This is a genomic window from Streptomyces sp. NPDC041713 (assembly GCF_055591085.1).
In genome coordinates, this window is record NZ_JBVIZY010000001.1 from 761,934 (window position 1) to 782,044 (window position 20,111).

General features: G+C 71.3%; 21 protein-coding genes. 15 read left to right on the top strand and 6 right to left on the bottom strand.

The genetic code is table 11. From position 1 onward, the window contains the following. Positions 1–132 precede the first annotated feature (132 nt). Together dnaE and ACZ6CV_RS03290 are read left to right on the top strand one after the other, a co-directional pair. Positions 133–3,675 (top strand): DNA polymerase III subunit alpha, encoded by a 3,543-nt coding sequence (gene dnaE, locus ACZ6CV_RS03285; RefSeq protein ID WP_469249214.1) that lies wholly within the window; start codon positions 133–135, stop codon positions 3,673–3,675. Between the two features lie 119 nt (positions 3,676–3,794). Then, positions 3,795–4,040 (top strand): hypothetical protein, encoded by a 246-nt coding sequence (locus ACZ6CV_RS03290; RefSeq protein ID WP_362377042.1) that lies wholly within the window; start codon positions 3,795–3,797, stop codon positions 4,038–4,040. 107 nt (positions 4,041–4,147) lie between these two features. Here ACZ6CV_RS03290 and ACZ6CV_RS03295 read toward each other — a convergent pair whose 3' ends face one another. Beyond that, positions 4,148–4,327 carry a hypothetical protein gene (locus ACZ6CV_RS03295; protein ID WP_355813503.1) on the bottom strand — a complete coding sequence of 60 codons (180 nt, stop codon included), beginning with the start codon at positions 4,325–4,327 and terminating at the stop codon, positions 4,148–4,150. A 310-nt stretch (positions 4,328–4,637) separates the two neighbouring features. On the opposite strand from ACZ6CV_RS03295, the gene ACZ6CV_RS03300 reads away from it, so the two are divergent. The 4 genes from ACZ6CV_RS03300 to ACZ6CV_RS03315 all read left to right on the top strand — a co-directional run bounded on the left by ACZ6CV_RS03300 (position 4,638) and on the right by ACZ6CV_RS03315 (position 8,644). Further along, positions 4,638–5,891, top strand: coding sequence for an NYN domain-containing protein (locus ACZ6CV_RS03300; RefSeq protein WP_469249216.1), 1,254 nt, complete (start codon positions 4,638–4,640; stop codon positions 5,889–5,891). 63 nt (positions 5,892–5,954) lie between these two features. Beyond that, on the top strand, positions 5,955–6,989 hold the full coding sequence (locus ACZ6CV_RS03305; RefSeq protein WP_388666247.1) for an ABC transporter ATP-binding protein: 1,035 nt from the start codon (positions 5,955–5,957) through the stop codon (positions 6,987–6,989). 52 nt (positions 6,990–7,041) lie between these two features. After that, positions 7,042–7,863 (top strand): ABC transporter permease, encoded by an 822-nt coding sequence (locus ACZ6CV_RS03310; RefSeq protein ID WP_469249218.1) that lies wholly within the window; start codon positions 7,042–7,044, stop codon positions 7,861–7,863. 97 nt (positions 7,864–7,960) lie between these two features. After that, a complete protein-coding gene (locus ACZ6CV_RS03315; protein ID WP_469249220.1) occupies positions 7,961–8,644 on the top strand; it encodes a DUF2567 domain-containing protein in 684 nt (227 codons plus the stop codon). Between the two features lie 39 nt (positions 8,645–8,683). Here ACZ6CV_RS03315 and ACZ6CV_RS03320 read toward each other — a convergent pair whose 3' ends face one another. The 5 genes from ACZ6CV_RS03320 to ACZ6CV_RS03340 all read right to left on the bottom strand — a co-directional run bounded on the left by ACZ6CV_RS03320 (position 8,684) and on the right by ACZ6CV_RS03340 (position 13,436). Further along, on the bottom strand, positions 8,684–9,151 hold the full coding sequence (locus tag ACZ6CV_RS03320; protein ID WP_469249222.1) for a hypothetical protein: 468 nt from the start codon (positions 9,149–9,151) through the stop codon (positions 8,684–8,686). A gap of 248 nt (positions 9,152–9,399) precedes the next feature. Beyond that, the gene (ybaK, locus tag ACZ6CV_RS03325; protein ID WP_469249224.1) at positions 9,400–9,900 is read right to left on the bottom strand and encodes a Cys-tRNA(Pro) deacylase; all 501 of its coding nucleotides are present in this window, start codon (positions 9,898–9,900) and stop codon (positions 9,400–9,402) included. A 30-nt stretch (positions 9,901–9,930) separates the two neighbouring features. Beyond that, complete coding sequence (locus tag ACZ6CV_RS03330; protein ID WP_362377047.1) at positions 9,931–10,677, bottom strand: LON peptidase substrate-binding domain-containing protein; 747 nt, start codon at positions 10,675–10,677, stop codon at positions 9,931–9,933. A gap of 2 nt (positions 10,678–10,679) precedes the next feature. Beyond that, the gene (locus tag ACZ6CV_RS03335; RefSeq protein WP_469249609.1) at positions 10,680–11,651 is read right to left on the bottom strand and encodes a hypothetical protein; all 972 of its coding nucleotides are present in this window, start codon (positions 11,649–11,651) and stop codon (positions 10,680–10,682) included. A gap of 270 nt (positions 11,652–11,921) precedes the next feature. Then, on the bottom strand, positions 11,922–13,436 hold the full coding sequence (locus ACZ6CV_RS03340; protein ID WP_469249610.1) for an oxidoreductase: 1,515 nt from the start codon (positions 13,434–13,436) through the stop codon (positions 11,922–11,924). A 218-nt stretch (positions 13,437–13,654) separates the two neighbouring features. Between ACZ6CV_RS03340 and hisD the strand changes: the two genes are divergently transcribed. From hisD to ACZ6CV_RS03385, 9 genes are all read left to right on the top strand, one after another. Further along, positions 13,655–14,980 carry a histidinol dehydrogenase gene (hisD, locus tag ACZ6CV_RS03345; RefSeq protein WP_469249226.1) on the top strand — a complete coding sequence of 442 codons (1,326 nt, stop codon included), beginning with the start codon at positions 13,655–13,657 and terminating at the stop codon, positions 14,978–14,980. Beyond that, a complete protein-coding gene (locus ACZ6CV_RS03350) occupies positions 14,977–16,092 on the top strand; it encodes a histidinol-phosphate transaminase (RefSeq protein WP_469249228.1) in 1,116 nt (371 codons plus the stop codon). Before hisD ends, ACZ6CV_RS03350 begins: the two co-directional genes overlap by 4 nt. Continuing rightward, positions 16,089–16,691 (top strand): imidazoleglycerol-phosphate dehydratase HisB, encoded by a 603-nt coding sequence (gene hisB / locus ACZ6CV_RS03355; RefSeq protein ID WP_355813483.1) that lies wholly within the window; start codon positions 16,089–16,091, stop codon positions 16,689–16,691. Before ACZ6CV_RS03350 ends, hisB begins: the two co-directional genes overlap by 4 nt. A 3-nt stretch (positions 16,692–16,694) precedes the next feature. Beyond that, positions 16,695–16,859 carry a hypothetical protein gene (locus ACZ6CV_RS03360; RefSeq protein WP_362377051.1) on the top strand — a complete coding sequence of 55 codons (165 nt, stop codon included), beginning with the start codon at positions 16,695–16,697 and terminating at the stop codon, positions 16,857–16,859. 17 nt (positions 16,860–16,876) lie between these two features. Then, positions 16,877–17,521 (top strand): imidazole glycerol phosphate synthase subunit HisH, encoded by a 645-nt coding sequence (gene hisH, locus ACZ6CV_RS03365; protein ID WP_469249231.1) that lies wholly within the window; start codon positions 16,877–16,879, stop codon positions 17,519–17,521. After that, entirely contained in the window at positions 17,518–18,243 is a 726-nt protein-coding gene (gene priA / locus ACZ6CV_RS03370; protein ID WP_362377053.1) for a bifunctional 1-(5-phosphoribosyl)-5-((5-phosphoribosylamino)methylideneamino)imidazole-4-carboxamide isomerase/phosphoribosylanthranilate isomerase PriA, read from the top strand. The genes hisH and priA overlap by 4 nt, the downstream gene beginning before the upstream one ends. After that, entirely contained in the window at positions 18,240–18,635 is a 396-nt protein-coding gene (locus ACZ6CV_RS03375; RefSeq protein WP_358704459.1) for a RidA family protein, read from the top strand. The genes priA and ACZ6CV_RS03375 overlap by 4 nt, the downstream gene beginning before the upstream one ends. Further along, entirely contained in the window at positions 18,632–19,387 is a 756-nt protein-coding gene (hisF, locus tag ACZ6CV_RS03380; RefSeq protein ID WP_469249234.1) for an imidazole glycerol phosphate synthase subunit HisF, read from the top strand. Before ACZ6CV_RS03375 ends, hisF begins: the two co-directional genes overlap by 4 nt. A 123-nt stretch (positions 19,388–19,510) precedes the next feature. Beyond that, complete coding sequence (locus ACZ6CV_RS03385; protein ID WP_469249236.1) at positions 19,511–20,104, top strand: ArsR/SmtB family transcription factor; 594 nt, start codon at positions 19,511–19,513, stop codon at positions 20,102–20,104. The last annotated feature ends 7 nt before the right edge of the window (positions 20,105–20,111 follow it).

A 20,111-nucleotide genomic window follows, 5' to 3' on the forward strand; every position in this document is an offset into this window, starting at 1 on the left:
GTTCCGCCCCTTCCAACGCTCGACCGTACCCCCGAGTGCCCGCCGGGTGTCACTGCCGCGGATTAGACTTCCACGCTGTCCCCCCAGACTGCCCGCAGCCTGTAGCCCAGCGTTTCCCGGAGGCCTTCCACCGTGACCAAGCCGCCCTTCACGCACCTGCACGTGCACACCCAGTACTCGCTGCTTGACGGTGCCGCGCGGCTCAAGGACATGTTCAACGCGGCCAATGAGATGGGCATGACGCACATCGCCATGTCCGACCACGGCAACCTGCACGGTGCGTACGACTTCTTCCACTCGGCGCAGAAGGCGGGCGTGACGCCGATCATCGGCATCGAGGCGTACGTGGCGCCGGAGTCGCGGCGGAACAAGCGGAAGATCCAGTGGGGCCAGCCGCACCAGAAGCGCGACGACGTGTCGGGTTCGGGTGGTTACACGCACAAGACGATCTGGGCGGCGAACAAGACGGGTCTGCACAATCTGTTCCGGCTCTCCTCGGACGCGTATGCGGAGGGCTGGCTGCAGAAGTGGCCGCGTATGGACAAGGAGACCATCTCCCAGTGGTCGGAGGGGCTGATCGCCTCCACCGGCTGCCCCTCCGGAGAGCTCCAGACCCGGCTGCGCCTCGGCCAGTTCGACGAGGCCGTGAAGGCCGCCGCCGAGTACCAGGACATCTTCGGCAAGGACCGGTACTTCCTGGAGCTGATGGACCACGGCATCGACATCGAGCGCCGGGTCCGCGACGACCTGCTCCGGGTCGGCAAGAAGCTCGGCATCCCGCCCCTGGTGACGAACGACTCGCACTACACGTACGCGCACGAGTCCGTCGCGCACGACGCCCTGCTCTGCATCCAGACCGGCAAGAACCTCTCGGACCCGGACCGCTTCCGCTTCGACGGCACGGGCTACTACCTGAAGTCGACGGACGAGATGTACGCGATCGACTCCTCGGACGCGTGGCAGGAGGGCTGCCGCAACACGCTGCTGGTCGCGGAGCAGATCGACACGACCGGCATGTTCGAGAAGCGCGACCTGATGCCGAAGTTCGACATCCCGGAGGGCTTCACCGAGGTCACCTGGTTCCAGGAGGAGGTCCGGCGCGGCATGGAGCGCCGCTACCCGGGCGGTGTCCCCGAGGACCGGCAGAAGCAGGCCGAGTACGAGATGGACATCATCATCCAGATGGGGTTCCCGGGGTACTTCCTGGTGGTCGCCGACTTCATCATGTGGGCCAAGAACAACGGCATCGCGGTGGGCCCGGGCCGAGGCTCCGCGGCCGGCTCGATCGTCGCGTACGCCATGGGCATCACCGACCTCGACCCGATCACGCACGGCCTGATCTTCGAGCGGTTCCTCAACCCCGAGCGCGTCTCCATGCCCGATGTCGACATCGACTTCGACGAGCGCAGGCGCGTCGAGGTGATCAGGTACGTGACGGAGAAGTACGGCGCCGACAAGGTCGCCATGATCGGCACGTACGGCAAGATCAAGGCGAAGAACGCCATCAAGGACTCCGCGCGCGTGCTCGGCTATCCGTACGCGATGGGCGACCGCCTCACCAAGGCCATGCCCGCCGACGTCCTCGGCAAGGGCATCGACCTCTCCGGCATCACCGACCCCAAGCACCCGCGCTACAGCGAGGCGGGCGAGATCCGGGGGATGTACGAGAACGAACCGGACGTGAAGAAGGTCATCGACACCGCCAAGGGCGTCGAGGGCCTGGTCCGGCAGATGGGTGTGCACGCGGCCGGCGTGATCATGTCCAGCGAGCCGATCGTGGACCACGCGCCGATCTGGGTGCGGCACACCGACGGCGTGACCATCACGCAGTGGGACTACCCCCAGTGCGAGTCGCTCGGCCTGCTCAAGATGGACTTCCTGGGCCTGCGCAACCTCACCATCATGGACGACGCCGTCAAGATGGTGCGGGCCGGCAAGGGCATCGACCTGGAGATGCTCTCCCTCCCGCTCGACGACCCGAAGACCTTCGAACTGCTCTGCCGCGGTGACACACTCGGCGTCTTCCAGTTCGACGGCGGCCCGATGCGCTCGCTGCTCCGCCAGATGCAGCCCGACAACTTCGAGGACATTTCCGCCGTCTCGGCCCTGTACCGGCCGGGCCCGATGGGCATGAACTCGCACACGAACTACGCGGAGCGCAAGAACGGCCGCCAGGAGATCACGCCGATCCACCCGGAGCTCGAAGAGCCCCTGAAGGAGACGCTGGGCCTCACCTACGGCCTCATCGTGTACCAGGAGCAGGTGCAGAAGGCCGCGCAGATCGTCGCCGGCTACTCGCTCGGCGAAGCCGACATCCTGCGCCGCGTGATGGGCAAGAAGAAGCCCGAGGAGCTGGAGAAGAACTTCGTCCTCTTCCAGGCGGGCGCCCGCAAGAACGGCTACTCGGACGCCGCGATCCAGGCCCTGTGGGACGTCCTGGTCCCCTTCGCCGGGTACGCGTTCAACAAGGCGCACTCCTCCGCGTACGGCCTGGTCACCTACTGGACCGCGTACCTCAAGGCGAACTACCCGGCCGAGTACATGGCCGCGCTGCTCACCTCGGTGAAGGACGACAAGGACAAGTCGGCCGTCTACCTCAACGAGTGCCGGCGCATGGGCATCAAGGTGCTGCCGCCGAACGTGAACGAGTCGGTGCACAACTTCGCCGCCCAGGGCGACGACGTGATCCTCTTCGGCCTGGAGGCGGTGCGCAACGTCGGCACCAACGTGGTGGAGTCGATCATCCGCTCGCGCAAGGCGAAGGGGAAGTTCACCTCCTTCCCCGACTACCTCGACAAGGTCGAGGCGACCGCCTGCAACAAGCGCACCACGGAGTCGCTGATCAAGGCGGGCGCCTTCGACACGATGGGGCACACCCGCAAGGGCCTCACCGCGCAGTACGAGCCGATGATCGACAACGTCGTGGCGGTCAAGCGCAAGGAGGCCGAGGGCCAGTTCGACCTCTTCGGCGGGATGGGCGACGAGTCGGGCGGCGACGAGCCCGGCTTCGGGCTCGACGTGGAGTTCTCCACCGACGAGTGGGAGAAGACCTATCTGCTCGCGCAGGAGCGGGAGATGCTCGGTCTGTACGTCTCCGACCACCCGCTGTTCGGTCTGGAGCACGTCCTGTCCGACAAGGCGGACGCGGGCATCGGGCAGCTCACCGGCGGTGACTACTCGGACGGCTCGATCGTCACCATCGGCGGCATCATCTCCGGGCTCCAGCGCAAGATGACCAAGCAGGGCAACGCCTGGGCCATCGCCACGGTCGAGGACCTCGCGGGCTCGATCGAGTGCATGTTCTTCCCGGCGACCTACCAGCTCGTCTCCACCCAACTCGTCGAGGACGCCGTGGTGTTCGTCAAGGGACGCCTCGACAAGCGCGAGGACGTACCCCGCCTCGTCGCCATGGAGATGCAGGTCCCCGACCTGTCGAACGCGGGCACCAACGCGCCCGTGGTGATCACCATCCCCACGGTCAAGGTGAGCCCGCCGATGGTCACCCGCCTCGGCGAGGTCCTCAGCCACCACCGGGGCAACAGTGAGGTGCGGATCAAGCTCCAGGGGGCCCAGAAGACCACGGTGCTGCGGCTCGACCGGCACCGTGTGAAGCCGGACCCCGCGCTCTTCGGCGACCTCAAGGTGCTGCTCGGCCCGTCCTGCCTGGCGGGCTGACCCGGCCCTTACTTGACCCGTCTCTTAGCTTGACCCGTCTCTTACTTATCCAAAACGGACACCGGGAGGAGTAAGATGCATACTGCATCTACTTCTTCTCGCGTGTGAGGTTGAGAGCCGTGAACGCTGCCGCTGTCGACAAGGCCGTATTTCTGATGCGGGAGACGCACCAGTCCCCGGAGGCCACGCGCCTGGCGCTGCGGTCCTACTTCCCGCGGATGGAGTTCACCGACCGGGTGCGGCACGTGCGGGCCGCGTACGCGCTCCTCCAGGGCGGCCGCTCGGTCGCGCGGCCGGGCCTGTCCGAGCTGCAGAGGCCGAGCACGTTCATGGTCGCCCACGAGCGGCACGGCTTCACCGACTGACGGGCGGCACTGCTTCACCGACTGACGTCACCGCACGGCAAGGGGCGCACCCGCATCGGGTGCGCCCCTCATGTGTGCCTGGTCATGCGTCAGTTGAGTAGGACGCGTCAGTTGTGGCCGAAGCGACGCTGGTGCTTACGAGCAACATCCGCGGGGCTGCCCTGGGCCTGCGACTGCAGGGGGGACTGGGCCTCCGTCGCGGTCGACTTGGCCTGCTCCTGCGCCTGCTCGGCCTGCGAGGCGCGGTCCTGCTGGCCGCCCTGCTTGCGATTCTTGTTCTTGGCCATGGTGATCTTCCTCCTGAAGGGGATCTGGGGGCCATGACACGGCCAGACTCACATATGGGGCACAAGTGTGCATTTCAGAGAATTACCGTGCGTAATAAGGCCTGTCGGCGGACGATCCGCCGATGCGCCACGCCGAAGATCGAGTTCCGGCCGTTAACCTTCGCCGGGTCGGGCAGACTCGAAGGAAACCCGACGCGGACCCGCACCCCTGATTCGTTGTCCTGACAGGGTGTCTTCGTGGGCCTTCGAGGGAACGTCCAGAGACCTCCGGGCACTGTTCTGGAACCTCCTGGGAAAGAGGGTGGACCGCGTGGATCGCTGCATCGTCCTGGTGGACGCCGGGTATCTGCTGGGCGCCGCCGCGAGTCTCCTCGCGGGTGAACCGTCCAGGTCCCGGATCACCGTCGATCACAGCGCCCTGATCCAGGGCCTGCGCGAACGCGCGGAAGCGGACACCGAGCGCCCCCTGCTGCGCATCTACTGGTTCGACGGGGCCCCGGACCGGGTGCCGCAGCCCGAGCACCGGCGGCTGCGCGTCATGCCGCGCGTGACGGTCCGGCTCGGCGCCCTGACCCGCAGCGACGGCCGGTGGGCGCAGAAGGGCGTGGACGCCGCGATGCACGCCGAACTGACCGAACTGGCCCGCAACCGCGCCTGCTCCGACGTCGTGCTCGTCACCGGCGACGGCGATCTGCTGCCCGGCATGATGGCCGCCAAGGAGCACGGCGTCGCCGTCCACCTCTGGGCCGTGCAGGCCGCCGACGGCGACTACAACCAGTCCGAGGACCTGGTCGCCGAGGCCGACGAGCGGCGCGTGCTCGACCGGGCCTGGATCACCAAGGCCGTACGCCCCAAGGAGCTCACCGGCATCTGCGCGCCGCCCCCCGCGCCCCGCCCGGAGATCGCCGCGATCCTCTCCGCGCCGCTGCCGGAGTCCGCGCTCGCCGCCGCCGCGCAGCACGCCGAGACGGAGGCACCCGACCGGCACGCCGCCCCCGCCGCCAACGGCCGCCGGGACACCGAGCACGCCGCCGAGCACCGCATCGCCGCGGCCAAGGGCGTGCCCACCCCCAAGGACCTGGCCGCCCTGCGCGGCCCCGGCACTCAGGCCGCCGCCCAGCACCCCGCCAACGCCACCCTGCGCTGGTCCTCCGACAAGGGCTGGGTCGAGCGCCCCGGCGGCGCGGCCGAGGGCCCCGAGGTCGCCGCGCTGCCCACCCTCGCCCAGCTGACCACGGCCGAGCAGCGCTGGGCCGACCGCGAGGAGGACATCACCACCGTCGGCGGCGACCCCTACGAGGTCGGACAGGTGTTCGCGCGACGCTGGATGGCGCGCCTCCCGGAACAGCACAACCTGCAGAAGCTGTCGACGATGTACCCCCGGATCCCGCACCGCATCGACGGGGAACTCCTCCGCTATGCGGCCCGTTTCGGCCTGCTCGCCCACAAGGACGACCAGATCGACGAGCACGACCGCTATGCGATCCGGGCCGGTTTCTGGCGCGAGGTCGACGTGCGCACCGCTGCCGAGCACGCGCCCGCGGGGGACCGAGCCGGAGACTGACACGGGACGTACGGGGCGCCCCGGGCGTCGCTCGCCCCCGCCGACCCCGTAGGCTCGTCCTTCGTGAGTACGCGCCCGGCACCGGCAGTCCGACAGGGACACCGTCAGGAACACGGCACCGACACCGTCTGCGCGGTGCGCGACCTGGTCCGGACGTACCCCGCCGCCCGTGCCCGCCGCGGCAGGCCCGCGACCCCCGAGATCCGCGCCACCGACGGCATCTGCCTGACGGTCGAGCGCGGCGAGATCTTCGGCCTCCTCGGCCCCAACGGCGCCGGCAAGTCCACCCTCGTACGCCAGCTGACCGGCCTGATGCGGCCCGACAGCGGGAGCGTCGAGATCCTCGGCCACGACATCGTGCGCCACCCCGAGCGTGCCGCCCGGATCCTCGCGTACCTCGGGCAGGAGTCCACCGCCCTGGACGAGCTGACCGTGTCGCTCGCCGTCGAGACGACCGGACGCCTGCGCGGTCTTGAGGTCCCGCGGGCCCGCGCCGAGCGCGACGCGGTCCTGGAGGAGCTGGGGCTCACGGCGCTGGCCTCCCGGCCCCTGAAGAAGCTGTCGGGCGGCCAGCGGCGGCTCGCCTGCTTCGCCACCGCGCTGGTGGGGGAGCGGCGGCTGCTCGTCCTCGACGAGCCGACCACCGGCATGGACCCGGTCGCGCGGCGGGCCGTCTGGGCGGCGATCGACCGGCGCAGGGCCGACCAGGGGGCGACGGTCGTGCTCGTCACCCACAACGTCATCGAGGCCGAGACGGTCCTCGACCGGGTCGCGGTCCTCGACCAGGGCAAGGTCATCGCCTGCGACACGCCCGCCGGACTCAAGGAGCAGGTCGCGGACGAGGTGCGGGTGGAGCTGGTGTGGCGCGAGCGGGCGCCGCTGGACGTGCCCGAGGTCGCCGCGCTGCGCTCCAGCGCCGTGGAGTCGGGGCGGCGGTGGTCCCTGCGGCTCGCCCCCGACGAGGCGCGGGCCGCGGTGGCGGCGGTCACCGGCGGGGCCGCGTTCGCCGCGCTGGACGACTTCACGCTGGCGACGCCCAGCCTGGAGGACGTCTATCTCGCGCTGGGCGGCAGCGGACGGGGGCTGGTGAAGGCGTGAGTGTGGACGAAGGTGAAGGCGGGACCTTGGACGACGACGGAAGGGTTGCCCGGTGAGTGCCGTTCCCCTCGAAGCCGTGCTGCGGGTCGACGGGCGTGACGAGGCGACGGACGGGGGCCCCGCGCCCCTCGGGCCTTCGGCCCGGCTGTTCCCGGCGCTCTCGGCCGTGTACCGGGCCCAGCTGTCCCGGGCCCGGGTCGCCCGGATACCGCTGCTGTTCGTGGCGACCTTCCAGTCCGTCGGGATCATGATCCTGATGCGGGGCGTCGTCGACGGGGGCGGCGAGGCGCGGGCCGTGGTGGCCGGCTCCTCCGTGCTCGTCGTCGCCTTCGTCGCGCTCAACCTGCTCGCGCAGTACTTCGGGCAGCTCCGCTCCGACGGCGGGCTCGACCACTACGCCACCCTGCCCGTGCCGCCCGCCGCGGTGGTCCTCGGCGCCGCGGCCGCGTACGCCTCCTTCACCGTGCCCGGCACCTTCGTCACGGCGATCGTCGGGTGCGCGCTCTTCGGCCTCCCGCTCACCCATCTGTGGGTGCTCGTCGCGGTGATCCCGCTGGCCGGCGCCGCGCTCGCGGGACTCGGCGCGGCCCTCGGCCTGCTCGCGCCGCGACCGGAGCTGGCCACGCTCCTCGGCCAGATGGGCATGTCGGCGGCGCTGCTGCTCGGCGTGCTGCCGGCCGACCGGATGCCCGCGCCGCTGCAGTACGCGCGTGACCTGCTGCCCTCGACGTACGGCGTGGAGGCCTTCGCCCGTACGTTCGGGCCGGATCCGGACTGGGCGGTGGTCGCGCTCGACCTGGCGGTCTGCGCGGGCGTCGGCGTGGTCTCGCTGGCCGTCGCCACCTGGGCGTTCCGCCGCGCGGCCGTCCGCTGAGGCGGCGGGGACGCGCCGCACCGCCGGGCAGGGCGGCGCGCGGCCCTTCCGCCGGGCCCACCCGCCGGAACACAGGTACGCCTGGCACGATGTGGGGGTGACCGCACCGCTGACACCCTCCCAACCGCCGCACCACCAACCCCCGTACGACCCGTGGCAGGCAGCCGCGCAGCCGTCGGGAGCGACGTCTCCGCACGGACACCTGGAGGACGGTCCCGGCATGAAGACCGAAGTACTGCGGGCCGCGGTGATCATGGTCGTGCTGGCCGTCAGCGGCCTGCTGCTCGCGGCCCTGTGGGTCTGGCTCGCGCCGCGGGTGCCGCTGATCTCCGACGGCAAGGCGGTGTATCTCAAGGACACCGAGGGCGAGCAGGCGATGGGCGTGGACGGAACGTTCACCCTCCTCGCGCTCGGCTTCGGCCTCGTCTGCGGGGTCGTCGTCTTCCTGCTGAGCAGGCGCGGCGGCATTCCGCTGGTGGTCGGGCTCGGGGTCGGCAGCCTGCTCGGCGCGCTGCTCGGCTGGAAGGCCGGCATCTGGCTGGGGCCCGAGACGGACGTGGTGGCGCACGCCAAGGCCGTCGGCAAGGGCGTCGTCTTCGACGCGCCGCTGGAACTCAAGGCCAAGGGCACGGTCCTCGCGTGGCCGCTGGCCGCGCTGGCCGTACACCTCGGCCTCACGGCCTTGTTCGGCCCGCGGGACCCCGAGCCCTATCCGGCACCGATGCCGTACGCGGGACCCCAGGACGACGTGCGCCCTGACGGAATGCACCCGAACGCCTAGGCCGCGCGGCGTCAGGTCTCACGCCGACGCCCCCTTACCTCAGAAGCGGCGCCGACGCAAGGCCGACCAGGCGTCGCTGAGCGGCTCCGTGGAGCGCAGCCACCAGCTCTCCAGCTTGTTGCGCACCCTCGTGACGACCTTCCGGCGCTTGAACCACGGCGGGAGCTCACGGAACGGAACGAACGTCAGCGTGTCCCTGATGGCGTGCTCGGCGAAACCGCCCGGGCCTTCCGCCCGCAGGGCCGCGTAGAGCTCCGGGGTCAGTCGGCCGTGGAGCCGGGCCGCGGTCCCGGCCGCGGTGAAGGCGAATCCCCGCTCGTTCCGGTCGCTCAGCCCCATCGCCTTGATGATGCGCGGCGACGCCTCCTCCAGCGGGCACTGGAATGCCAGCCCGATCACGGCTGTTCCGATATGCGGCTCTCCGCGCTCGAATGCCGCATCCACCGCGGCGGGGTCGTCGACGCCCAGCAGGCCTGCGCCATGCGTCCAGTCCCATTCGGCTGCCATGAACGGCCTTCCTCCCGGACGGATGGGCCTACCTGTGGCCCTGCGCCGGCAACGCCGAACGAACAGCCGCCCGTCCCCGCCGGGTCAGGCCGGGCGTCTCCCGTGGTTGGCCTTGCGCTTTTTCGTTCGCCATTTCCGCATGCGCGTCTTCTTCGACATGCCCTCGGTACTAGTCCCGTACGGGACCGGTGTCGAGGGCGCTTTCACGTCGTCCCCGCGGACGACGTGAAAGGGCGCACGGGCCCGCCTCAGGCCCGGCCGATCGGTGCGAGCACCGCGGCCGTGAGCTGCGCGAGGTCGGCCGGTGCCAGCTCTACCTCCAGGCCCCTGCGGCCCGCCGAGACGCAGATCGTGGCGTGTGCCGACGCCGAGTCGTCCAGGACCGTGCGCAGCCGCTTGCGCTGGCCGAGCGGGGAGATGCCGCCCCGCACATAGCCCGTGGTGCGCTCGGCGGCGGCCGGGTCGGCCATCACGGCGCGCTTGCCGGAGACCGCGGCGGCCAGCGCCTTCAGGTCGAGCGAACCCGCGACCGGGACGACCGCCACGGTCAGCTCCCCGTCGACCTCGGCGACCAGGGTCTTGAAGACCCGGTCGGGGGAGACGCCCATGGCCTCGGCGGCCTCCTCCCCGTACGAGGGGTGGGCCGGGTCGTGCTCGTAGGAGTGGACGGTGAAGGAGGTGCCGGCGGCGGTGAGGGCGACCGTCGCGGGCGTGCCTCCCGCCTGCTGCTTCTTCTGTTTCTTCGCCAAGGTGCTCGCGCCTTACGTCAGTTGAGGACGTCAGTTGAGGCTCGTCGTCCCGCGCGTCAGCTCCGTCGCGGGCAGCGACGGCAGATTGCGGATGATCGCGGTCTCGGAGCGCAGCAGCTTCAGCTCGTCCCGCAGCCGCGACGCGGTGTCCGGCGCCTCCAGGAGCCGCTGCTTGGTGGCGGTGTCCAGGACGGCCGCCGCGGCCACCAGGAACGACACGACGGACGGGTCGTCGGGCAGCTCGGCCCCCGTCGACAGCGAGCGCTCCCGCGCCCCGGCCAGCCGCTTCTGGTAGGAGCGGAAGGCCCGCAGCACCCCTTCGGCCAGGGTGCCCGCGCCGTCGCCGGGCTCCTCGGGCACCTCCTCGACCTCGGCGGTGAGGAAGGCGCCGGAGGCGTCGACGGAGTGGATCCGCACCCGGGTGGTGCCGGTCGCGAGGACCTCGAAGCCGCCGTCGGCGCGCTCCCTGATCGTCGCCGCGTCCGCGATGCAGCCCACGGTGTGGAAGGCCTTGAGCGGATCGTCGCCGAAGCCGGCGGCGGGACCGTGCTCGGGCAGCGCCGTCGGGTCGGGGAGGCCGGGCGCGCTCGGCGCCACCTCCAGGCCGTCGCGGATCGCGACGACCGCGAACCGGCGCTGGTCCTCCTCGGACGTCTTGAGCAGCTCGCGCATCATGGCGCGATATCGCTCCTCGAAGACGTTCAGGGGCAGCACGAGGCCGGGGAACAGCACCGAGTTGAGCGGAAAGAGCGGAAGCCGGGTGGTCACGACCGGCAAGCCTAATGGTCGCCGGAGCGGCTCGGTCCGCGCGGAGGGCGCAACGGCGTCATCGACGCCACTTCGATGCGTACGCCGTCGCGCAGCTCCAGGAACTGGCCGAGCGGATCGTCGGCCATCCGGTCCCAGGGGAAGGACGTCGCGTACGGGCCGATCAGGCGCAGCTGCTCCAGGGCCTCGTCCCAGCGCTCCAGGCGGACCAGGACGTAGGTGAGGAGGTTGCGGACCTCGGCGGGCCACGGGTCCCCGGCCGCGTACTGCCGGGACAGCCCGATCGCGAGGTCCGCCGCCGCGTCGAGCCGTGCGCGCGGCACCTTGCCCGAGGGGCTGGTCAGATACGCGAAGGCGGCCCGCGCGGGGAGGACCTGTATCAGCGAGCCGGGCAGCGCGTCGGCCGCGGCCCGCTCGGCGAAGTCGAAGCACTCGCGGTGCGAGCCGTACCAGGCGGCCGACAGGTACTGCAGGGCGGAGGCGTGGCAGCCGTAGTGGTACGAGGAGCGGCGCACCGCCTCCTCCCACAGGTGCTCGAACACGGTGTGCGAGGCGTGCGTGCCGCGGGCGTGGTCGAGGGCGATCCGCCAGGGCACCGGGTCGCGCGGGTCGGCCTCGGCGGCGGCGGTGAGCAGCGGGCCCGAGTCGCGGAGCAGCTCGGCGCGGGCCGGCGACTCCCAGCCGCGGACGACGGCGAGTTCGGCCTTGACGAGCAGCGCGTCGGGGTCGTGCGGGCTGGCGTTCAGCCAGTCGTCGAACCACTCGGGGCGGGAGCGGGCGAAGGCCGCGAGCCGGGTGGCGTAGCGGTCGCGGTTCTCCCACTCGGCGGCCTCGCGGGTGGTGGCGAGGACCTTGGCGGCCGGGCCGTACTCACCGCGCCCGGCGGCGACCAGGGCGGGGGCGAGCCGCTCGTCGGGCACGTCGAGGAGCACCTCGTCGTCCGGCGGCAGCCCGGCGGCGAGCCGCGGGGTGTGCCGGACCATGCGGGCGGTACGGATGAAGGCACGCAGCACCGTGCCCTCCTTTACGCCTCAACCGGAGCCGCTCGCGCGGGCTCGCCGGTCACCTCGTGGTTGCTCGTTTGCCGGTCGCTGGGATGACGGCCGAGGGGCGGGGAAGGTTGCCTGCGGTCGCGTAACGGTTCGGCCCGTGACGGCCGGATCCGGCCACGCGAGGCCGTCTTTTCCGGCCGGGTGGCCGGGTGAGCCGGTTGGCTGGGTGGCCGGGTGACCGCCGGGCCCGGTCCGGCCCCCTCAGTTGCGGCGCAGGAGGCGGGTCGCGCCCGCGGCCACCGTCGTGGCCAGGATCCAGCCGAGCAGGATCAGCGCGGTCGAGAACCACTGCCAGCCGCCGTGCAGCTGCCAGTAGGTGTCCTGGCCGAGGTTGATGACGGGCAGCAGCAGGTCCAGGGAGAACAGGGCGGGGTCCCAGTCCGGATGCTCGTCCGCCTTGATCGCGGGCGGGTCGGCGCGCGAGAAGATCACCGCGCTGACCGCCCAGAGCACCGCCATCCAGACCGCCGCCCGGCCCGGTCGGTAGCCGTAGGCGACGGTCCAGTCCTGCGCGTACCCCCACAGCTTCGCCGCCAGCGGCAGCGTCTCGCGGCGCCTGCGCTGCTTGGCGAGGAGGACCTCGCGGGCGTCGGCGTCCTCGCCGCCGTTGCGCAGGACTGCGGCGAGCTTCTCGTACGGCTCGGGGTTGTACTCGGCGGTTGCGGCCGCCACCCAGCTCAGCCGCCGGGCCAGCGGGAAGCTGCCGACGGGCACCAGGTTCTCGTAGCTGAACCCGCCCATCTGCAGCCCGCCGGGACCGGGCCAGCTCGTCGCCCGGTCGATGAGGTTGACCACCTTGACGCCGGACAGCACGACCTTGCCGCGCTGCGGCGTCTCGCCGAGGAAGCGCAGCTCGGGCGTCTGGACGCGGCGCAGCGACAGCTCCTGATCGTTCTGGAGGGTGAAGCGGGCCTGCGCGAAGTCGATGGCGTCGCCGAAGCGGCCGTCGTCGAGGCGGATGCCGCCCACGCACTCGAAGCGCTGCACCCGGGTGCCGCGGGCCGGTGTCGTGCCGCTGGTCTGCGGCGGATTGCCGACGGCGGCCGGGGTCAGGTACAGGGTGCGCTCGACGGTCAGCTGCGGGGCGTTCAGGGCGTGCCGGCCGTACTGGTTGATGAGCTTGCTGCCGCGCAGGCTGAGCGAGACGCCGATCTTCGCGCCGCGCAGGCTCAGCTCGCCGTGCGACTCCATCATCTCGGCCTGCAGGTCCTGGCCGACGGTGAGGCCGTCGCCGGTGATGGAGCGGCTGCGCCGGTCGCGGTAGACCACGGCCTGGTTCAGGAGCAGGTCGGTGCCGATGTGCGCGTCGGTGAGGCGGATGCCGTTGTGCACCCGGCAGCGCGGCAGGTGCAGATCGCCCTCGGTGTGCAGCCGGGCGGCCTCGACGCGCGGGATCGAGCAGTCGACCAGGCGCAGGGTGGCGAAGCGGGCCTCGGGGAGCAGCACCTCCTTCTCGAACCGGCAGTGCTTCATCTCGGTGTACGGGCCGACCGTGCCGCCCGCGAGGTCCAGCACGTCGGTGATCTGCACGCCCGCCAGCTTCAGCGAGGAGACCCGGCCCGCCAGCGCGGGCGGCCCGTCCAGAAGCAGCCAGCAGACGATCCGCGCGCGCACGCTGCGCTCGGGGCCCCAGGGGTGCCCGCCGTGCGGGTCGTCGACGGCGGGATCGCCGGACCTGAGGTCGTAGACGCTGCCGTTGCGGAAGGCCTGCCACATGCCGATCTCCGCGGCGGTCAGCCCGTCCGGCGGGTCCCCGGTGGCGTCGTCGACCACTGCTCGTGCCCTCCCTTTTCAGGCGCGCGTTGCTCGCACACCTGTTTCATGCCCGCTGTGTGACCGGCTGAACGCTAGTGGTGAACGCCCTCTTCCGGGGTTCATATCAGCCAGTGATACGGGCGTCCGGTGCCGAAAGAAGGTCTGAGAGAATTGATCCCGTGATCTCTCGAATCGATCTGCGCGGCGACGCCCTCCCCGAGGGCCCCGCTCTGCGCTCCCTGCTGCCCCGTGCCGACTTCGACGTCGCGGCCGCCCTGGAGAAGGTGCGGCCCATCTGCGAGGACGTGCATCATCGGGGCGACGCGGCGCTGATCGAGTACGCGGAGAAGTTCGACGGTGTCCGTCTCGACCAGGTCCGCGTTCCCGCCGCCGCGCTGACCGAGGCCCTGGCCGGCCTCGACCCGGCCGTGCGCGAGGCCCTGGAGGAGTCGATCCGGCGTGCCCGCGCCGTCCACCGCGCGCAGCGCCGGCCCCCGCACACCACGCAGGTCGTGCCGGGCGGCTCGGTCACCGAGAAGTGGGTGCCCGTCGAGCGCGTCGGTCTGTACGCCCCCGGCGGCCGCTCCGTCTACCCCTCGTCCGTGATCATGAACGCGGTCCCGGCGCAGGAGGCGGGCGTCGCGTCGATGGCGCTCGCGTCCCCGCCGCAGGCCGACTTCGGCGGTCTGCCGCACCCGACGATCCTGGCGGCCTGCGCGCTGCTCGGCATCGACGAGGTGTACGCGGTCGGCGGCGCCCAGGCCGTCGCGATGTTCGCGTACGGCACCGAGAGCTGCGCCCCGGCCAACATGGTCACGGGCCCCGGCAACATCTGGGTCGCCGCGGCCAAGCGCTACTTCACCGGGCGCATCGGCATCGACACCGAGGCGGGCCCGACCGAGATCGCGGTCCTCGCCGACGACACCGCCGACGCGGCGCACGTGGCGTCCGACCTGATCAGCCAGGCCGAGCACGACCCGCTCGCGGCCGCGGTCCTGGTCACCGACTCCCTCGCGCTCGCCGACGCGGTCGTCAAGGAGCTGGAGCCGCAGGTCGCCGCCACCAAGCACGTCGAGGACCGGATCGCGCCCGCCCTCGCGGGCCGCCAGTCCGCGATCGTCCTGGTCGACGGCCTGGAGGAGGGCCTCAGGGTGGTCGACGCGTACGGCGCCGAGCACTTGGAGATCCAGACCGCGGACGCCACCGCCGTCGCCGACCGCGTCAAGAACGCCGGCGCGATCTTCGTCGGCCCCTGGGCGCCGGTCTCGCTCGGCGACTACTGCGCGGGCTCCAACCACGTCCTGCCGACCGGCGGCTGCGCCTGCCACTCCTCGGGGCTCAGCGTCCAGTCGTTCCTGCGCGGCATCCACATCGTGGACTACTCCCGCGAGGCCCTCGCCGACGTGGCGCACCACGTGGTGACGCTCGCCGAGGCCGAGGACCTGCCGGCGCACGGCGCGGCGGTCAAGGCCCGCTTCGGGTGGAAGGTGCCGGTGAGCAAGTGACCACCATCGACGACCTGCCCGTCCGCGACGAGCTGCGCGGCAAGTCCCCCTACGGCGCGCCCCAGCTCGACGTCCCCGTACGCCTGAACACCAACGAGAACCCCTACCCGCTGCCCGAGCCGCTGGTCGAGCGCATCGCCGAGCGGGTCCGCGCGGCCGCCCGCGACCTCAACCGCTACCCCGACCGGGACGCGGTCGAGCTGCGCACCGAGCTCGCCCGCTACCTCACCCGTACCGGCGGCCACGAGGTCACCCTCGCCAACGTCTGGGCGGCCAACGGCTCCAACGAGGTCATCCAGCAGCTCCTGCAGACCTTCGGCGGACCCGGCCGCACGGCCATCGGCTTCGAGCCCTCGTACTCGATGCACGGCCTCATCGCGCGCGGCACCGGCACGGGCTGGATCTCAGGGCCGCGCCACGCCGACTTCACCATCGACGCGCAGGCCGCCCGGCGGGCCATCGCCGAGCACCGCCCCGACGTCGTCTTCATCACCACGCCCAACAACCCCACGGGCAACGCCGTCCCGGCCGCGACGGTCCTCGACCTGTACGAGGCCGCGCAGGCCGCCAAGCCGTCGCTGGTGGTCATCGACGAGGCGTACGTGGAGTTCAGCCACGGCGACTCGCTGCTGCCGCTGATCGAGGGGCGGCCGAACCTCGTCGTCTCGCGCACCATGTCGAAGGCGTTCGGCGCGGCGGGGCTGCGGCTCGGCTATCTCGCCGCGGACCCGGCGGTCGTGGACGCGGTGCAGCTGGTGCGCCTGCCGTACCACCTCTCGGCCGTCACCCAGGCCACCGCGCTCGCCGCCCTGGAGCACACCGACACGCTCCTGAAGTACGTGGAGCAGCTCAAGTCCGAGCGCGACCGCCTGGTCACCGAGCTGCGCGCGCTGGACTACGAAGTGACCGACTCCGACGCCAACTTCGTGCAGTTCGGGCGGTTCGACGGCGAGGGCGGCGCGCACACGGTGTGGCAGCGGATCCTCGACCGGGGTGTCCTGGTACGGGACAACGGCGTGCCGGGCTGGCTGCGCGTGTCCACCGGAACCCCCGACGAAAACGACGCGTTCCTCGATGCGGTACGCGAACTGAAGAAGGAGCAGAGCGCATGACCCGCGAAGGCCGCGTCGGCAGAGTCGAACGCACCACCAAGGAGACGTCCGTCGTCGTCGAGATCGACCTCGACGGCACCGGCAAGGTCGACGTGTCGACCGGCGTCGGCTTCTACGACCACATGCTCGACCAGCTCGGCCGCCACGGCCTCTTCGACCTCACGGTCAAGACCGACGGCGACCTGCACATCGACACCCACCACACCATCGAGGACACCGCGCTGGCCCTCGGCGCCGCCTTCAAGCAGGCACTCGGCGACAAGGTGGGCATCTACCGCTTCGGCAACTGCACCGTCCCGCTCGACGAGTCGCTCGCCCAGGTGACGGTCGACCTGAGCGGCCGCCCGTACCTCGTGCACACCGAGCCCGAGACCATGGCGCCGATGATCGGCACGTACGACACGACGATGACCCGGCACATCCTGGAGTCCTTCGTCGCCCAGGCGCAGATCGCCCTGCACGTGCACGTGCCCTACGGCCGCAACGCCCACCACATCGTGGAGTGCCAGTTCAAGGCGCTGGCCCGCGCGCTGCGGTACGCGTCGGAGCGCGACCCGCGTGCGGCCGGCATCCTTCCCTCCACGAAGGGCGCGCTGTAACCCATGACCGGTCTGAACACCATCCTGATCGTCGTCGGGCTCTTCCTGCTCGGCGGCATCATCTCCTTCGTCAAGCAGGGCATGCCGAAGAGCCTGATCACGCTGCTCTCCATCGGCGCCGCCATGTGTCTGGCCGCGGGCATCCTGCGGCTCGACTACTGGAACTGACGGGAGGCGTCACCGACATGAGTACTCCTCGCAAGAAAGTGGTCGTCTTCGACTACGGCTTCGGCAACGTCCGCTCCGCCGAGCGCGCCCTCGCGCGCGCGGGCGCCGACGTCGAGATCACCCGCGACTACGACACGGCCATGAACGCCGACGGCCTGCTCGTGCCCGGCGTCGGCGCCTTCGCCGCCTGCATGCAGGGGCTCAAGGAGGCGCGCGGCGACTGGATCGTCGGGCGCAGGCTGGCCGGCGGGCGGCCCGTCATGGGCATCTGCGTCGGCATGCAGATCCTCTTCGCGCGCGGCATCGAGCACGGCGTGGAGACCGACGGCCTCGACGAGTGGCCCGGCACGGTCGGCCCGCTGAAGGCCGAGATCGTCCCGCACATGGGCTGGAACACCGTCCAGGCCTCCGCGGGGTCCCCGCTCTTCAAGGGCCTGGACGACGACGCGCGCTTCTACTTCGTGCACTCCTATGCCGTGCACGAGTGGTCCCTCGAAGTGGCGAACCCGGCGATGCGCGCCCCGTACGTGCACTGGTCCACGCACGGCGAGCCCTTCGTGGCGGCCGTCGAGAACGGCGCGCTGAGCGCCACCCAGTTCCACCCCGAGAAGTCCGGCGACGCCGGCGCCCAGCTCCTCACCAACTGGATCGGAACCCTGTGAGCACCCTCGAACTCCTTCCCGCCGTCGACGTGCGCGACGGCCAGGCCGTACGCCTCGTCCACGGCGAGTCCGGCTCGGAGACCTCCTACGGCTCCCCGCTGGAGGCCGCCCTCGCCTGGCAGCGGTCGGGCGCCGAGTGGCTGCACCTGGTCGACCTGGACGCCGCGTTCGGCACCGGGGACAACCGCGAGCTGATCGCCCAGGTCGCGGGCGCCATGGACATCAAGGTGGAACTCTCCGGCGGCATCCGCGACGACGCCTCGCTGGCCGCCGCCCTCGCCACCGGCTGCACCCGCGTCAACCTCGGCACCGCCGCCCTGGAGACCCCCGAGTGGGTCGCCAAGGTCATCGCCGAGCACGGCGACAAGATCGCCGTCGGCCTCGACGTGCGCGGCACCACGCTGCGCGGCCGCGGCTGGACCCGCGACGGCGGCGACCTCTACGAGACCCTGGCGCGCCTGGACACCGAGGGCTGCGCCCGCTACGTGGTCACCGACATCGCCAAGGACGGCACGCTGCAGGGCCCCAACCTGGAGCTCCTGAAGAACGTCTGCGCGGCGACGGACCGCCCCGTGGTGGCCTCCGGCGGCGTCTCGTCCCTGGACGACCTGCGCGCCATCGCCGAGCTCGTGCCGCTCGGCGTCGAGGGCTCCATCGTGGGCAAGGCGCTGTACGCGAAGGCGTTCACGCTGGAGGAAGCGCTGGAGGCCGTGGCGCGATGAGCGAGCTGCGACGAGTACAGAGCGGGAGCCCCTGGGAAGAGGCCTTCGGCTTCGCCCGCGCCGTCGAGGCGGGCGACCGGGTCGTCGTCGGCGGCACCACCTCCTTCAAGGGCGACGTCCTGTACGGCGAGGGCGACCCGTACGAGCAGGCGCGGGTCGCCATGGCCAACGCGCTGGAGGCGATCGGCGAGCTCGGTCTCGGCGCCGACTCCGTGATCCGCACCCGGCTCCTGCTGACCCACGCGCGGGACGTCGACGCGGTGGGCCGCGCCCACCAGGAGGTCTTCGGAGCGGTGCGGCCGGTCATGACGATGGCGGTCGTCTCCGGCTTCGTCGACTCGCGCATCCTGGTCGAAGTGGAACTGGAAGCCTTCCGAGGAGCCCCCGCATGACGCTCGCGGTACGCGTGATCCCCTGCCTCGACGTGGACAACGGCCGCGTCGTCAAGGGGGTCAACTTCCAGAACCTGCGCGACGCGGGCGACCCCGTCGAGATGGCCAAGGTGTACGACGCGGAGGGCGCCGACGAGCTGACCTTCCTGGACATCACCGCGTCCTCCGGCGACCGCGAGACCACGTACGACGTGGTCCGCCGCACCGCAGAGCAGGTCTTCATCCCGCTCACGGTGGGCGGCGGCGTGCGCACCGCCGAGGACGTCGACAAGCTGCTGCGCGCGGGCGCGGACAAGGTCGGCGTGAACACCGCCGCCATCGCGCGCCCCGAGCTGATCCGCGACATCGCGGAGCGGTTCGGGCGCCAGGTGCTCGTGCTCTCCGTGGACGCGCGGCGCACCCCGACGGGTGGCTTCGAGGTGACGACCCACGGCGGGCGCAGGTCCGCCGGGATCGATGCGGTGGAATGGGCGCACCGCGCGGCCGAGCTCGGCGCGGGCGAGATCCTGCTCAACTCGATGGACGCGGACGGCACGAAGGACGGCTACGACATCGAGATGATCGAGGCGGTCCGCAAGCACGTCTCGGTGCCGGTCATCGCCTCCGGTGGCGCGGGCCGCCTGGAGCACTTCCCGCCGGCCGTCGCGGCGGGCGCGGACGCGGTGCTCGCCGCGTCGGTCTTCCACTTCGGCGATCTGCGGATCGGCGAGGTCAAGGAGACGTTGCGGGGGGCGGGGCACGCGGTGCGGTAGCGGTTCCTTCTCTCTGGTCCCGGTCACCCGGCGGGTGGCCGGGACTTTCCTTGCCTCAGATGCGAAGGGAAAGTTGCGCAATAATTGTTGTGCAACTTTTCTTTCGTACCTACGGTAGGGGGTATGAGCAGACAGGAACGCCGCAGAGTGACCGATGTGGGAACCCTCAAGGCCTTCGGTCACCCCTTGCGCCTCAAGCTGTACGGAACCCTGAAGATCCGACGCACGGCCACCGCGTCGCAGTTGGCCGACGAGGTCGACGAAGCCGTCTCTCTGGTCAGCTACCACTTGCGCAAGCTCGCCGAGCACGGGCTCATCGAAGAGGCGCCCGCGGCGCAGCGCGGTGACGGACGGGAACGCTGGTGGACACCGGCACAGGAGACGCTCTCCTTCTCCAGCAACGACTTCGAAGACACCCCGGAGGGGGCCGCCGCGCTCACCGCCACGACACGCACCCTCAACGAGCAGCACGCCAATCTTTTTCAGGCTTGGAACGAGCACCGCCCGGCCTGGAGCCCCGAGTGGCGCACGGCAGCCGACAGCTCCGACTTCCTCGCCCGCTACACCGCGGACGAACTGAAGGCGCTCTCCGAGGAACTGCACGCTGTGATCCGTGCGCACGAGCAGCGCGCCAAGGCCGCCGAGGAAGCCGGCGACACGAAGGGCCGCGAGAACGTGCTGCTGTACATGAACGCCTTCCCCTTCCGGTCGCTGTAGAGGGGCG

Excerpts from the sequence above, each read along its gene's own strand:
- ACZ6CV_RS03295 (WP_355813503.1), bottom strand. The coding sequence starts at position 4,327 with ATGGCCAAGAACAAGAATCGCAAGCAGGGCGGCCAGCAGGACCGCGCC.
- ACZ6CV_RS03320 (WP_469249222.1), bottom strand. The coding sequence starts at position 9,151 with ATGGCAGCCGAATGGGACTGGACGCATGGCGCAGGCCTGCTGGGCGTC.
- ACZ6CV_RS03335 (WP_469249609.1), bottom strand. The coding sequence starts at position 11,651 with ATGGTCCGGCACACCCCGCGGCTCGCCGCCGGGCTGCCGCCGGACGAC.
- ACZ6CV_RS03340 (WP_469249610.1), bottom strand. The coding sequence starts at position 13,436 with ATGTGGCAGGCCTTCCGCAACGGCAGCGTCTACGACCTCAGGTCCGGC.
- hisB (WP_355813483.1), top strand. The coding sequence starts at position 16,089 with ATGACCCGCGAAGGCCGCGTCGGCAGAGTCGAACGCACCACCAAGGAG.
- ACZ6CV_RS03360 (WP_362377051.1), top strand. The coding sequence starts at position 16,695 with ATGACCGGTCTGAACACCATCCTGATCGTCGTCGGGCTCTTCCTGCTC.
- hisH (WP_469249231.1), top strand. The coding sequence starts at position 16,877 with ATGAGTACTCCTCGCAAGAAAGTGGTCGTCTTCGACTACGGCTTCGGC.
- ACZ6CV_RS03375 (WP_358704459.1), top strand. The coding sequence starts at position 18,240 with ATGAGCGAGCTGCGACGAGTACAGAGCGGGAGCCCCTGGGAAGAGGCC.
- hisF (WP_469249234.1), top strand. The coding sequence starts at position 18,632 with ATGACGCTCGCGGTACGCGTGATCCCCTGCCTCGACGTGGACAACGGC.
- ACZ6CV_RS03385 (WP_469249236.1), top strand. The coding sequence starts at position 19,511 with ATGAGCAGACAGGAACGCCGCAGAGTGACCGATGTGGGAACCCTCAAG.